Annotated in this window: 15 protein-coding genes; all 15 read right to left on the reverse strand. The window is 45.4% G+C overall.

Features of this window, described 5'->3' with window-relative positions; all coding sequences use genetic code 11:
* Window positions 1–26: 26 nt before the first annotated feature.
* From ABIC22_RS28175 to ABIC22_RS28245, 15 genes are read right to left on the reverse strand one after another with little or no spacing between them, the layout of a single operon-like run.
* The gene (locus ABIC22_RS28175; RefSeq protein ID WP_095287807.1) at window positions 27–815 is read right to left on the reverse strand and encodes a FliA/WhiG family RNA polymerase sigma factor; all 789 of its coding nucleotides are present in this window, start codon (window positions 813–815) and stop codon (window positions 27–29) included.
* A 15-nt stretch (window positions 816–830) separates the two neighbouring features.
* Window positions 831–1,274: a hypothetical protein gene (locus ABIC22_RS28180; protein ID WP_127536246.1), complete on the reverse strand. Its 444-nt coding sequence runs from the start codon at window positions 1,272–1,274 to the stop codon at window positions 831–833.
* Window positions 1,275–1,278: 4 nt separating this feature from the next.
* On the reverse strand, window positions 1,279–1,776 hold the full coding sequence (locus ABIC22_RS28185) for a chemotaxis protein CheD (RefSeq protein ID WP_095287809.1): 498 nt from the start codon (window positions 1,774–1,776) through the stop codon (window positions 1,279–1,281).
* Window positions 1,769–2,389, reverse strand: coding sequence for a chemotaxis protein CheC (locus ABIC22_RS28190; protein ID WP_095287977.1), 621 nt, complete (start codon window positions 2,387–2,389; stop codon window positions 1,769–1,771). Before ABIC22_RS28190 ends, ABIC22_RS28185 begins: the two co-directional genes overlap by 8 nt.
* Before the next feature lie 9 nt (window positions 2,390–2,398).
* On the reverse strand, window positions 2,399–2,857 hold the full coding sequence (locus ABIC22_RS28195; RefSeq protein WP_127536247.1) for a chemotaxis protein CheW: 459 nt from the start codon (window positions 2,855–2,857) through the stop codon (window positions 2,399–2,401).
* 37 nt (window positions 2,858–2,894) lie between these two features.
* Window positions 2,895–4,961 (reverse strand): chemotaxis protein CheW, encoded by a 2,067-nt coding sequence (locus ABIC22_RS28200; protein ID WP_354485394.1) that lies wholly within the window; start codon window positions 4,959–4,961, stop codon window positions 2,895–2,897.
* A gap of 33 nt (window positions 4,962–4,994) precedes the next feature.
* Window positions 4,995–6,407, reverse strand: coding sequence for a protein-glutamate methylesterase/protein-glutamine glutaminase (locus ABIC22_RS28205; protein WP_127536249.1), 1,413 nt, complete (start codon window positions 6,405–6,407; stop codon window positions 4,995–4,997).
* A gap of 33 nt (window positions 6,408–6,440) precedes the next feature.
* Window positions 6,441–7,328, reverse strand: coding sequence for a MinD/ParA family protein (locus ABIC22_RS28210; RefSeq protein WP_127536250.1), 888 nt, complete (start codon window positions 7,326–7,328; stop codon window positions 6,441–6,443).
* Window positions 7,325–8,680, reverse strand: coding sequence for a flagellar biosynthesis GTPase FlhF (gene flhF, locus ABIC22_RS28215; protein WP_354485397.1), 1,356 nt, complete (start codon window positions 8,678–8,680; stop codon window positions 7,325–7,327). The genes ABIC22_RS28210 and flhF overlap by 4 nt, the downstream gene beginning before the upstream one ends.
* Window positions 8,677–10,710, reverse strand: a complete 2,034-nt coding sequence (gene flhA, locus ABIC22_RS28220) for a flagellar biosynthesis protein FlhA (protein ID WP_193721920.1) — start codon at window positions 10,708–10,710, stop codon at window positions 8,677–8,679. The genes flhF and flhA overlap by 4 nt, the downstream gene beginning before the upstream one ends.
* A gap of 24 nt (window positions 10,711–10,734) precedes the next feature.
* The gene (gene flhB, locus ABIC22_RS28225; RefSeq protein ID WP_127536253.1) at window positions 10,735–11,817 is read right to left on the reverse strand and encodes a flagellar biosynthesis protein FlhB; all 1,083 of its coding nucleotides are present in this window, start codon (window positions 11,815–11,817) and stop codon (window positions 10,735–10,737) included.
* 23 nt (window positions 11,818–11,840) lie between these two features.
* Entirely contained in the window at window positions 11,841–12,629 is a 789-nt protein-coding gene (gene fliR / locus ABIC22_RS28230) for a flagellar biosynthetic protein FliR (protein WP_127536254.1), read from the reverse strand.
* 10 nt (window positions 12,630–12,639) lie between these two features.
* Window positions 12,640–12,909, reverse strand: coding sequence for a flagellar biosynthesis protein FliQ (gene fliQ, locus ABIC22_RS28235; protein ID WP_095358617.1), 270 nt, complete (start codon window positions 12,907–12,909; stop codon window positions 12,640–12,642).
* Between the two features lie 25 nt (window positions 12,910–12,934).
* Window positions 12,935–13,690: a flagellar type III secretion system pore protein FliP gene (fliP, locus tag ABIC22_RS28240; protein ID WP_095358618.1), complete on the reverse strand. Its 756-nt coding sequence runs from the start codon at window positions 13,688–13,690 to the stop codon at window positions 12,935–12,937.
* Window positions 13,687–14,223, reverse strand: a complete 537-nt coding sequence (locus tag ABIC22_RS28245; RefSeq protein WP_246058098.1) for a flagellar biosynthetic protein FliO — start codon at window positions 14,221–14,223, stop codon at window positions 13,687–13,689. Before ABIC22_RS28245 ends, fliP begins: the two co-directional genes overlap by 4 nt.
* Between the last annotated feature and the right edge of the window lie 4 nt (window positions 14,224–14,227).

Genomic DNA, 14,227 nt, shown 5'->3' on the forward strand with positions numbered 1-14,227 from the left:
CGAAATCCGTGTAATCAAGCTTTCTATTAATCTTTGCGCATTAACAGATCCTTCTGTTTTTCGAGCGTTCCACGGAGTCTCAAAATGGCTTTGGAATGCAGCTGAGATATACGCGATGGTGAAAGAGACATCACTTCAGCGATTTCACTAAGCGATAAGTCTTCATAATACAAGAGGGAAACTACCGTTCTCTCTTTAACTGTCAGCTTATCGAGTCCCTGAACCAAAGCATCCTTCAGATAAAACTCGTTCACTTTGTAATCTGGATTTTTGGCCTTTTCATCGACCATTAAAGAAAGACGAGTCTCTGACTCTTCTTCCCGAATCGGGTCTTCAAGAGAGCACAGTGACATTACCGCCACTTCCTGGAGCATATGTTGGAAGTCCTTAGTCGACACGTCAAGATACTGACTCATTTCTTCATCGCTTACTGACCGTAGATAGGTTTGCTCCAGCTGCTGATATGCATCTTCGATTCGTTTAGCCTTTTCTCGCACTGAACGGGGAACCCAGTCTCCTTGACGCAAACCATCCAGGATCGCTCCACGAACTCGCCATGAGGCGTACGTCTCAAATTGAAGGCCTCGTTCATAGTCGAATTTCTCAAGAGCATCGATTAGTCCCATGACGCCATTGCTCTCCAGATCATCTTTTGGGACATTTTTGGGTAATCCGACAGCCAAACGACCGGATACATAATTCACAATGTGAAGATATTTTTCAATTAAAGCTTTTTTGGCTTCAAGATCTCCGTGTTCTTTCCACTTTTCCCACAGATCAGCATGGTTCAAATGTGAAGCTTTACGCTCGTCCAATTGCTTTCACCCTCCTTATTTGTCTGTCAGGTGACGAACGGCCTGCGCCATTTCTTCCGGATCCTTGGTCCGGACCAGTTTAGGCGGATCCAAAGGGGCGAAACCCGTTGGAGCTTTCGTCTCGGATGGCGGAATCTCTTCCCCAGAGGAGGCGTTCTGTCCATTCTTGAGCAAGTCGTTTAGCTCTTGTCCATCGTCTTCGAGTTTAATGTCAACCTGCGAACCTCTCATTTCTGGACCAATTTGGGGATCATAATCGAAACCCTTACTTCCTGCGGACGGGGTCAGCAGCAACCCCAGCCCCCAGCGCAAACCAAAAGCAAGGGCGTACCAGGCTACGAATCCGATTAACCCGCGAATTAAACTGGTCATCAACAAATTGCTGCTGTATGCTACAAAAAAAGTCAGAATAAATCCGACTATGCCTGCTCCAAGATTAATGCGGTAGTTTCCTATCATAGTTTTATAATTCCTTTACACCCATTTGTACACTTCTAATATTTAAAATCCCTGTTTCACAGTCCATTTCAATGGTCCGGCCATAATTTCCACCAGTGTCTTCAGCAAGAAGAGGAATATTAAGCTTTTGCAACCATTCCCGGCAAGATTCCGCATTCCTCGGCCCAATACGCATGGTATCTCCAGCTCCTGAAAAAGCAAACATCTGAGCACCACCTGCCATTTTGGACACGATACGTGAACGAGATGCGCCGAGTTTTAACATCTTTTCTAATAACTCAGGCAACGCCGTATCGGCATATTTAGCTGTGTTCAATTTTCCTTCTCTTGCAATCTCTGAAGAAGGAAGCATCACATGCGCCATTCCAGCCAGCTTCAAATGCGGATCATACATCGTTAACCCCACACAAGAACCAAGCCCTGTCGTGCGGATTATGCCAGGAAGGTGAGCAATGTTCAAATCCGCCATACCGACTTTAACGACGCTTTTTTCTTCAATCATGATCCAGAGGCACCCCTAAAGATTCAAATATCTTGGCAAATGACAATGGATCGGGAATCAGGAAAAATTGACCTTCCACCTGATCTTCTCCTTCGAAGAACGATGTGTCAATCAAAAGTGCATCGTCTCCCATTTCGCCAAATTGCAGCAGCCCATAGCTGAGTATTGCCCCTGCCATGTCAATGGCAAGTCCGGGAACCGTTGGATACATCGACAGTTTGGTGAAATCTGCAAGTGATGAAAGATATGATCCAGCCAGAATATTACCGATTTCCGATAACGCAGACTGTTCCATATCCGTAAACATGAGGCCCTCTTTCAGATCAAAACCAGCAAGCCGGTTCAGCAGCATTTTGGCGGCTTCCGGGGTCATCATGAAGAACAGATTACCTGGCGCCTCGCCTTCAACACGTAAAAAGACAGTCACCACGATTCGTTCGTCCCCGCCCACTTTTTCAGCTACTTCTTCAAAAGGGAGCATCTGTACTGTCGGCACGCCCATGTCAATCGGTCTATTTAGAAGTTGAGACAACGCCGTTGCGGCGTTGCCTGCTCCAATGTTACCGACCTCTTTGAGCACATCCATTTGGAATCCCTCAAATCGGTTGAACATCTCCACGTGTTAGCCCTCGACACTTTCCAGCTGTACAACTTCGCTTTTATTCAATACTTCATGCAGATTAAGCATGATCAACAAACGCTCATTTTCCAATTTAGCCACTCCGCGCAGATATCTTGCTTTGACTCCACCCACCACTTCCGGCGGACTGTCAATTGCACTGCTCTTAATGTCAATTACGTCATTGGCTGCATCAACGATGAATCCAACCTGCATGTCACCTACAGCTACAATGACAATTCGAGTTTGATCCGTATATTCTGTTTCTGGTAGAGAGAAACGACCACGCAAGTCGATAACAGGGATAACAACCCCGCGAAGATTAATAACCCCTTTTACGAAGGAAAATGTCTTAGGGACACGAGTAATCGGCATCATGCGTTCAATCGTCTGAACTTTATCAACCTCAATACCGTATTCTTCAGATCCTAGTTTAAAGACGATGACTTTCAATTCTTCCATGAATAAAACCTCCCTAATAAGTGTAAGGCTTAGTTGCTTATTTGATAAATGCGTTAGGATCAACGATGAGAGCTACTTGTCCATCTCCCAGGATGGTTGCTCCGGAGATTCCTTCAATGGAAGGAAGATAGGTTCCCATTGATTTGAGAACAATCTCGCTCTGTCCGATAAACTCTTCCACGGAAACCGCTGCTAGACGATCTCCTTTGCGGATGACGACGATTTCTGTTTCCGACTCATCCTCATCATTGAAATCAGGTACGCCAAACACTTCGTTTAACGACAAGTACGGAATGAGGGATTCACGGAACGTAATCATTTTATTACCATGAATATTACGAACTTGTTCACGCTGCACAATGGCCGTCTCCACGATGGAGGACAACGGAATCGCATATTTCTCGGAACCAACTCGTACAAGCATTGCAGCGATAATTGACAACGTCAATGGCAGTTGAACCGAGAAATTAGTGCCTTTGCCTGGTGTGGAATGAATGGTTACATTACCGCCAAGCGAAGTGATTTTGGATTTTACAACGTCCAAACCTACTCCGCGACCAGAGATATCCGAGATTTTGTCAGCTGTACTGAAACCAGGAGCGAATAAAAGCTGATTAACTTCATCGTCGCTCATCTTCGCACCCTGTTCTTCCGTCACGACACCGCGTTTAATGGCTGTTTGTAAAAGCTTCTCACGATAAATTCCTTTGCCGTCATCTTCAATCTCAATGAAAACATGGTTGCCACTGTGGAAAGCTCGAAGGTTAACTGTGCCCATTTCCGGTTTTCCGGCAGCAACACGTTCTGCGATTGATTCGACACCGTGGTCCACAGCGTTACGCAGCAAATGCACCAATGGGTCACCGATCTCGTCAATGACAGTACGATCCAATTCCGTTTCAGCACCGGTAATGACCAGGTCAATCTTTTTATCCAAGGTTTTGGCTAGGTCACGAATCATTCGTGGGAACCGGTTAAATACGGTATCTACAGGTACCATGCGCAGCTTGAGAACGATATTTTGCAGGTCTGAGCTGACTCTGCTGAGATGAGCCACAGTATCGGATAGATCATTATTACCCGTTTCACTTGCCAATTGCTCCAGACGCGACCGATCAATCAGCAATTCGCTGAATAAATTCATCAGTACATCCAATCGCTCAATATCCACTCGGATCGTACGCGAAGGTGCGGCTGCCTGTTTAGTTGGTGCAGCAGGTTTGGCTGCTGGTTTTTCTTCTGTTTTGACCGCAGTTGCGATCTCTTGTGATACAGCTGTTGCTATGGCGACTGTTTCAGCTTCAACTGCTGCTGCAGCCTGATTGGTCATCTGCTGAAGAGTTTCTTGATCCAGCTGAATGACTTTGGCACTTTCTATCTCTGAAATGCTTAAAATGCTTTTTTCCAGTTCCTGCGCTTCTTTGGTTGTTATGTAATACAACGAGAAACTGCGCTCAAACTTCTCCTGCTCAATATCCTGAACCGTAGGGAAAGACTTCACAACTTCACCCGAACGCTCCAAGAGATCAAAGACCATGTAGGCACGTACACCTTTCAGCTGGCTATCCTCACTAACAAGCACATCAATGTAGAAAACTCGATGCCCTTCCGCGATAGACTGGTCCAGAACAGAATATTGGAATTCGTCCAGATCAACAGCCGATGAAATGGTTTCTACCGGCTTAGCCGTTGTTGTAGCAGCTGGAGTTTCACCACCTGTCCATTCACCACTTTCAATAGCTTGAAGGGAAGCGACAATTGCGGAAACATCGGCTTTACCTTCTCCACCACTGGTAATATCCTGAACCATGGATTCAAGCGCGTCCAAACTCTTAAACAGAGTATCAAAAATATAGTCCTGCATTTTCAATTTCTCATTACGCACAAGATCTAACACATTCTCCATTTTGTGTGTCAATGATGCCAAATCCTCAAAGCCCATTGTTGCGGCCATACCTTTCAAAGTATGAGCAGAGCGGAAAATGACTTGGACTATACCCAGATCCTCCGGATTGCCTTCGAGTTGAAGCATGTTGTCGTTAAGGGATTGCAGATGATCATTAGACTCATCAATAAACATGGATAAGTATTGGTTCATGTCCATTGTGAGGCACCTCCTCCATGAGTTACACTCCGTTTATTTCACTGCTTGAACAAGTTTTGGGGCGATCTCCTGCAAAGGCAGAAGATGACGTACGCATTGCAGCTCTACAGCAGAACGCGGCATTCCATACACCACACAGGTCTCTTCATTTTCCGCAAAGGTAGACGTTACACCCGCTTCATACAGCTTTTTCATCATTCTCGCTCCATCACTGCCCATACCGGTCAGCAAAACCAAATGCCGCTGAAGCGACGTAAAAGGCAACAAGGACTCAAACATCGTATCCACTGAAGGCCGATGGCCATTCACCGGATGTTGCTCCGTAAGCTTCAGAATATACTTTCCATCGGTTGCTTTACTTACGACGATGTGATATCCACCAGGAGCGATATAAGCAGAACCTTTCTTGAGAACCATACCTTCTTCAGCCTCAACGACATGCAGCGGACTGAAGGTATTCAGCCGTTGTGCCAGAGACCTTGTAAAGTTTGGCGGCATGTGCTGCACTATGATGACAGGTGCAGGCAAATCAGCAGGCAGTTCCTCAAGCAAAGTTTTAAGGGCCCTTGGACCTCCCGTAGAGCAGCCAATTGCGACAATTTTGTTGAATGCACTATCAGTCCCCGTTACTGCTTTTGGTAATGGTTGATTTGAGGATGCAGCCGTTTGCTCCATTGCCGACCGTATTGGCTCAACATTCCGCAACTCCTTCGGAGTATGAAGGGGCTTAATAGGTTTAGGCAACTTAGCGTCTCTTGTATCAGGAACACGATCTGGGCTCTTTGGAGCTTCCAGTTTTTTGTCTGGCCGCTCTTTTTTCTGATCCGCCAGCGGCATGTTTCGCTGCAGCACTTTGGACTGGGGTCGCTCACTTGGTTCACTGTTTGGCCTTGTAACTGGCTGAACAGGATCAATCCTTTTGTGAGCGGGTTCTCTGCGAACTTGTGCAGGAGCATCACGCTGTACTCGCTGAGATTGACGCAAGAGATGTTCCTGAATCTCTTTCGTCTGTTTCAAGGATTCCTCACGCTCTGCTTTTCGCTTGATTTCGTTCATGGCCGCCCGCATCCGCTCGACGAGGGCCTTGCCTACCTGAGCAATATCTTGATCATGTGAAATGGAAGGCTTGCGTATAAAATCAAAGGCTCCTGCCTCAAGCGCCATGATGGTTTCCTTCATACCTTGTTCATTGATACCTGATAGCATAATTACAGGCACCGATGACTTCTGCATGATCGACTTCAGTGCATCCAGCCCGTTCATCTCAGGCATTTCTACATCCATCGTAATTACATCAGGCTTTAAATCCACTGCTTTTTCAATTGCTTCCTTGCCGGTTGAAGCCGTTGCCGCAACTTTGAATTCCGGGTCAGCTTCAATTAAATCCGTGACAATTTTGCGCATAAAAGCGGAATCATCGACAACCAATACTTGATACACCGCCATGTTTTGTCCACCTCTGTTTCCTTTATTCAAGAATCATGTTGTCTTCCTAAGCCACTTTTTCATAAATCCCCTGATTCCTGTCAAGGTTCCGGCTTCGTTAACCCCAGGTTCAGCCAAATAGCGAAGGGCGAGTCGCTGTATGTCTCTGGAAGCCTTTGAATGGGGATAAGCCAAGCTGTAGGGCACTTGTCTCTTCACCGCTTTAACAACATTCGGATCTTCTGAAACATACCCAAGCAGGGGGATATCCGTTTGCAAAAACCGCTTGGCTACTCCTGCTATTTTGTCCGCCACCTGTTCCGACTCCTGTTCATTTTCAACACGGTTAACGATCATCCGAAAAGGTGTAGCATTTTCCTGACCATGCATCACTTTAACCAGTGCATATGCATCTGTTATGGACGTGGGTTCAGGTGTGGTTATAATCATACATTCGTCAGCTGCACCAATAAACTTCATATTCTCGCGGGAGAGCCCCGCTCCAGTATCAAATATGACATAGTCCATTTCCTGCGCAACCATTTCCACTTGCTCTGCAAAAAATTCCAAATCACGGTCCGACAACGAAAATAACTCTTTCATGCCAGATCCACCGGCAATGTAAGGTAGTCCATTCGCACCAAGCTGAATGATTTCCTGTATGGACTTCTGCCGATACAATAAATGATACAGATTATAGGGAGATGAAGTCCCCATAAGGACATCAATATTAGCCATACCGATATCTGCGTCAAATACGAGTACCTTCCTGCCCAACGTTTGCAGCGCAAGGGCAAAGTTCAACGTGAAATTGGATTTCCCTACCCCACCTTTGCCGCTAGCAATCGTTAAGATTTTCGAGGAGCGGCCACTGCGCTGGGTTTTGTCCAATCCGCTCGGTGCTGACACCAAACTTCGAAGAGAGGCTGCCTGGTCCTTCATTTTGCGAGTTCTCCCAGCAATTGTTTAGTCAATGAAGCCGGATCTGGTTTGAGCAAGTCATCCGGAACATTCTGTCCATTGGTCACATAGGCAAGTTTCAACGGGAAGTGATGCAGCAGATTAATCATTGGACCACAAGTGCCCGTTTCGTCCATCTTGGTGAAAATGATTTTATCCAACCCGTACTTGCTGAAATGTTCGGTAATTTCAAACATGTCCGCGCTTTTGGAAGTCATGCTCATGACGAGAAAGGTTTCACTGTTCTCTACTGGTGCAAGCAGGCTTTGCAACTCAGAAACGAGCAATTCGTTTCTATAATTTCTTCCTGCAGTATCCATGAAGATCAGGTCACAATCCTGCAAACGAGATATAGCTCGTTGTGTATCTCCTGGAGACTGTACAACCTCAAGTGGAACATTCAAAATGGAAGCGTACGTTCTAAGTTGTTCTACTGCTGATATACGGTACGTATCCGATGTAATGAATCCCACTTTCCGATGATGCTTAAACATCTGCTCAGCCGCCAGTTTGGCAATGGTTGTTGTTTTCCCCACACCTGTAGGTCCAGCCACATAAACAATACGAGTGCCAGGCAATATCCCCGCATCGATACGTTCCTCCAGAAACGTTAAAATCTGTTTCTGAACGGTTTGAACAATCTCATTTTCGTCCAGCTCTTTAGCATTCAACTGCGTCTGAACCGTTTCAAACCATGACTCAAAAACTTCCGTCCGCACCTCTTGATTACTCAGCCGCTCTTTAAGAAAAAGAAACGCTTCAGGTACAGGGTCAGCCAATTCATTCTGTCTAGATAATTGAGTCATCATCTTTTTGAGTTCTTTCAGTTCAGACATCAGTTCTTGTTGGCCCTGTTTGTTTGGTTCCTGCACGGAAGGAGACGATGAACCCGAAAAATCCGCCCCTTCCGGTCGCGGTTTATAATCCGTGCTTGACTCAAATTTACCGCGCCCTCTATCTGAATCAATGTTCATCGATTCAGCATGAGCAGCGGTTTCCTTACGTTTTTCATCGGCGTATTGCTCAACAACCTGAGCAGCAGATTCCGATTCACTCGCTTCGTTCACAAATGAACGGGCCGTCTGCCTGTACGCTTCAGGAACATACGAACGAGGCACTGACGCAACTTGATTCTGTATCTGCTTCTTGGCTTCTTTTTTATCTTCCTCTTCAACCGCAGCTACAACTTCAATTCTCTTTTTGCGAAACATTCCCATCATTCCGCCCACCTTAATTTCTTTGGTGGACAGAATGACAGCGTTACTCCCCAGGTCTTTCCGAATTTGAAGCATAGCTTCGGGCATGGTCTCAACAATATATTGTTTTACTCTCATAAGTTCACCACTCCGACACTTTGGATTTCAACATTCGGTTCCAACTCACTATAGGAAAGCACCGGTATGTCCTGCATGGTACGTTCAATGACTTGACGCAGGTACATACGAATGGTTGGAGAAGTTAATACGACAGGTTGTTGACCTGATTGGATTAATCGATTGACCTGCTCGGTCAATTTTTGATACACACTTTGTGTAGACGCAGGATCCAGTGCAAGGTAACTTCCTTGATCGGATTGTTGTACACTTTCAGCAATTTTCTTTTCCAATCCAGGCCCAACGGTAATCACTCTAAGTGTTTCCCCTTTTTGGGAGAACTGTTGGGTAATTTGACGGGAAAGCGATTGTCTTACGTACTCTGTCAGAACATCAGGGTCTTTGGTATACGTCCCATAGTCAGCCAGTGTCTCGAAAATTGTGACCATATCCCGGATGGAAATTTTCTCACGCAGAAGTTTTGCCAGCACTTTCTGTACATCCCCAATGCCCAAAATTGATGGAATCAGTTCATCGACAAGTGCAGCATAGTTCTCTCTGAGATTGTCCACAAGCGCCTTCGTCTCTTGTCGGCCGAGAAGTTCATGTGCGTGTTTCTTAATCAGTTCCGTCAGATGGGTAGCCACCACGGATGGCGGATCCACAACGGTGTAACCAGCAAGCTCAGCTCGGTCTTTGGTCACTTCGTCGATCCATAGAGCTGGAAGGCCAAAAGCCGGTTCCGTAGTTTCAATTCCTGTCACAGATTCTTCTTCGTACCCCGGGCTCATAGCCAGATAATGATTAAGCAGCAATTCACCGCCACCCACCACATTACCCTTGATCTTAATGACATACTCATTAGGTCTCAATTGAATATTGTCTCGAATCCGAATAACTGGGACAACAAGCCCTAATTCAAGCGCACATTGCCTACGTATCATAATAATCCGATCCAGTAGATCTCCGCCCTGCTGGTTATCGGCCAGAGGAATCAAACCGTAACCAAACTCGAACTCGATTGGATCAACCTGAAGCAAGTTAATTACACTTTCAGGACTTCTAACCTCTTCGATCTGTTGTTCCTCCTCCATCTGTTCTTCTGCCTCTTGTTTGGATTTCAGCGTATTTTGCATTCTCCATGCGGCAAAAGCCAGTATACCTGCCAAAGGTATGGTCGTAATGGCGTGAATTGGAGTGAAGAAACCAAGCATTGCTATTACAAAAGCTACAATATATATGAGCGTCGGGTATGTAAACAACTGCCCCGTAATATCATCTGCCAAGTTACCTTCGGATGACGCTCTAGTGACGATAAGACCCGCTGCTGTAGAAATCAGAAGTGCAGGAATCTGACTGACCAATCCATCCCCGATTGTTAATACAGAATAGGTGGACAACGCATCTGCAAACGAGAGACCATGTACGGTCATACCGATAATAAATCCACCAATGAGATTGATCAGCAAGATGATAATACTCGCGATCGCGTCTCCTTTTACGAATTTACTCGCACCGTCCATTGCACCGTAGAAGTCAGCCTCTCTCTCAATTTTGGAACGTCGCTCACGGGCCTGTTGTTCATTGATCAAGCCTGCATTTAAGTCCGCATCAATACTCATCTGTTTACCAGGCATCGCATCGAGTGTAAACCGTGCTGCAACTTCAGCTACACGTTCCGAACCCTTGGTGATAACGATAAACTGAACAACGACCAGTATGAGGAAGACGATGAAACCAATAGCAATTTGACCGCCTGCGATCCAGCTACCAAAGGTAGCTACGACAGACCCGGCGTCTCCTTCTCCAAGGATCAGCTTTGTTGTTGAAATATTTAATGCTAGGCGAAACAGTGTAGTAATCAACAATAATGCCGGAAAGATGGAGAATTGCAACGCTTCCTTGCTGTTCATCGCTACGAGCAATATCATTAATGCAAGTGAAATGTTGACAACAAGCAGCATGTCCAACAACCAGGTTGGGATCGGGAGAATCATCATCAACACAATGCCAATGATACCCGCAAGGACAGCAATATCTTTTGTTTTCAATGAATGTACGGCCTCCGATCCCTTTTATTTCGTTCTGCCCTTTAATTTATATACATAAGCCAGCACTTCGGCTACCGCTTGAAACAAATCAGCCGGTATGGCGTCGCCAATCTCGGCCCTCTGGAACAATGCCCGTGCCAGCGGCTTGTTTTCCATTGTAATGACACCGTGCTCTTTGGCAATCTCCCTGATGCGCAAGGCGACGTAATCCTGACCTTTGGCAATAATCTGAGGTGCTTCCATCTCAGACCCTTCATACTTCAGCGCTACGGCGAAGTGCGTCGGGTTTGTGATAATCACATCTGCATTTGGAACCTCCTGCATCATGCGCTGTACAGCCATGCGACGCTGACGTTCCCTGATTTTACCCTTGATCAGCGGGTCACCTTCCATTTTTTTGTACTCGTCCTTGATGTCCTGTTTGGACATCCGAATGTTTTTCTCGTAATCATATTTCTGATACATATAGTCGAACACTGCGAGTACCATTAAGGCCACAGCAATTTTGACACCCAGATTGAGGGTGATTGAAGCCGAAAAATGTAATATGGCATCCAAAGAAAAATGAGAAAGTGAAGCAATATCCGATTGATAACTTGTAATCGTACTGTAGACTAGATAACCGATAATCGACATTTTCAAAATGGATTTTGCAAACTCTACTAATGAACGGAGTGAGAAAATGTTTTTGAAACCTTTGATTGGATCAAGCTTCTCAAGCTTTGGCTTCAATCCTTCTCCCACAAGTAGAAAACCAACCTGCATATAATTGACGATCAAGGCAACCACCGCCGCACCTATCAGTACGGGTGCTAGCAGCAGCATAACTTCAATGCCATAGCGCATCATAAGCGCCATTACATTTTCGCCGGTAATCTCCAAGCTCAGCCGATTTATAAAGATATCTGTAAATAACCGAACAATGCGTTCTTTGTAAAAATCACTGAAAACCATCATGATTAAAAAGGTGAACAGGAGAATGGATGCTCCAGAGATCTCCATACTTTTAACAACCTGTCCCTTTTTGCGGGTATCCTGCCTTTTTTTCGGGGTGGCTTTCTCCGTCTTCTCCCCTGCGAATAACTGAAGGTCAAGTTGAAATTTCATTTAAATCCTGTCCTCCGTTTCCTTTAGCCCGGCCTCTGTCCAATCGTTCCAAGCAACTTTTCCATAGATCTAAACATCGCTTCGAACAATTGGCTAAATACAAAGGCGAAGCTCGGAACCATCAAAAGCAATATGGCGATTCCCACCAGGACCTTTAACGGCATACCGACAGCAAACACATTGAATTGAGGAGCAGTTTTAGCCAAGAAACCCAATCCCACATCCGTCAAAAACAAAGCCACTACAATGGGTGCCGACATTTGGAAGGCAAGCATAAAGGCCTCACCTAACGTACGAACGAGAAACTCAGCAATACTACCGTCAGCCAATCGTATGAAAAAGGCATTGGATAAAGGTATCCAGCGATAGCTGTACACAATGGCGTCCAGAAGGTAGTGGTGTCCATTCATCGTCAGGAAAAGCAGCATAGCAAAAGCATATTTGAAATTACCTGTCAGCGGTGCAGAAGCACCCGTCATCGGATCAAATACATTCGCCATACCAAAGCCAATCTGAAGATCAATGAATGTTCCCGCCGTCTGCACGGCTGTCATGATCAGATAGGCTACGAAACCTAGCAGCAATCCTATTAATATCTCCCGGATAATCAACAGAATGTAACTCAGATCGGTAGGCACTTCCTGATTCATGCCATAAACTACATAAACCGTTAATGTTACAAATGCCGAAAGACCAACCTTAATGGAATTCGGCACATTTCGAGCTGAGAATACTGGAGCAGTTACAAAAAATGATGCAATTCGACAAAACATAAGCAGAGCGACAGGAAAACTTTGCAACAATGTCTCCATGTGCGAAAGCCTACCCTATATATCTGTATAAATTATCGAGAATGTTATACGTGAAATCTACCAAAATATTCAAGATCCAAGGTCCGAATAAGAGCACTGCCAGAAGAACGGCAATAATTTTCGGTACAAAGGCTAATGTCTGCTCCTGAATTTGGGTCGTTGCTTGAAATACACTGATAATGAGACCCACAACTAGAGCAAGTATAAGCATGGGTGCGCTAGCCAGCAGCGACGTATATACTGCTTTCCCGGCCAGACCTATAACAAATTCTGAAGTCATGACCGTCCTCCTTCAACTTTCCTGCTCATGTGTTAAAGCTCAGCAACAGTGACTTCACTACAAGATACCAACCGTCCACAAGGACAAATAGCAATATCTTAAAAGGTAATGAGATCATGACCGGTGGTAGCATCATCATCCCCATAGCCATGAGTGTACTTGCAACCACAATGTCTATGACTAGAAACGGAATGAAAATCATGAATCCCATCTGGAATGCTGTCTTTAATTCACTGATTGCATACGCTGGCACCATGACAGTGATCGGTATATCTTGATATGTTTCTGGTTTTTCGGTCTGATTATATTTCATAAAAAGCAGTAAATCTTTCTCCCTTGTGTGGGAGAACATAAATTTCTTAATGGGATCTTGTGCCTTTTCAAGCGCTTCCGTTTGCGTAATGTCTCCTTTGAGATAAGGCTGAAGAGCTACCTGATTAATGGAAGACAGCGTCGGTGACATGATAAACAGTGTCAGGAAGAGCGCTAAACCGACAAGCACCTGATTGGGTGGCATTTGTTGTGTCCCCAAGGATGTCCGTATAAAACCGAGAACGATAACAATTCGGGTGAAGCTGGTCATTAATACCAGTATTGCAGGCGCTATACTTAACACCGTAATTAACAGTATTATGGACAGAGAACTCGTACTTGGTGTTCCTCCATCTCCGCTTCCGATTTGGATATCGATGTTCGGTATCGGTTCGGCAAAGGCAACCGTCACAGATGCCAGGCTGATAAGCCCCATCAAACAACATGCTAGCCAAATCTTTTTCTTCATGAATCCCTCGACCGATCTGTAGTATTGTCTTCTTCCAGGAGCTTGTCCATCTTTTCTTTTCGGTTAGGCATCTGCCGTAGCTTCGACTCGAATAGCTCGTGAAAAGAGGCTGTATCCTCAAGTTCCATTTCCCTTGGTGGTTCTTGCTTACGGAAGCGGGATGCCAACTTGTTGATTAATGGTGAAAGGCTTCCCTGTTGTGAAGAAGCTTCTCTCTCAAATGAATCAACAATTCTCTGTGCCTCTTCCAAATCTGAAATTTTGTCTAGCAATTGTATATTTTCGCCAACACCGACCAGATAAACATTGCCACCAATTTCTATGATCTGAAGTGACTTGTTCGGCCCCAGCCCCACACCACCCAAAATGCGGACTGTGCCACTTCGGAACCACTGCTGATTCCGTTTGTTCAAAAAGCGGAGCAGGTAGACGATAAGGACCAAGATGACGGCCAGGACGACAATCACCCATACAAGCTGAAAATAATAGTTGGTCCCAATGTCAGCTCCTCCAGGAGTATCACCCTGCGCCATCATC

It is taken from the genome of Paenibacillus sp. PvP094 (assembly GCF_040546835.1).
Taxonomy (GTDB): Bacteria; Bacillota; Bacilli; order Paenibacillales; family Paenibacillaceae; genus Paenibacillus; species Paenibacillus illinoisensis.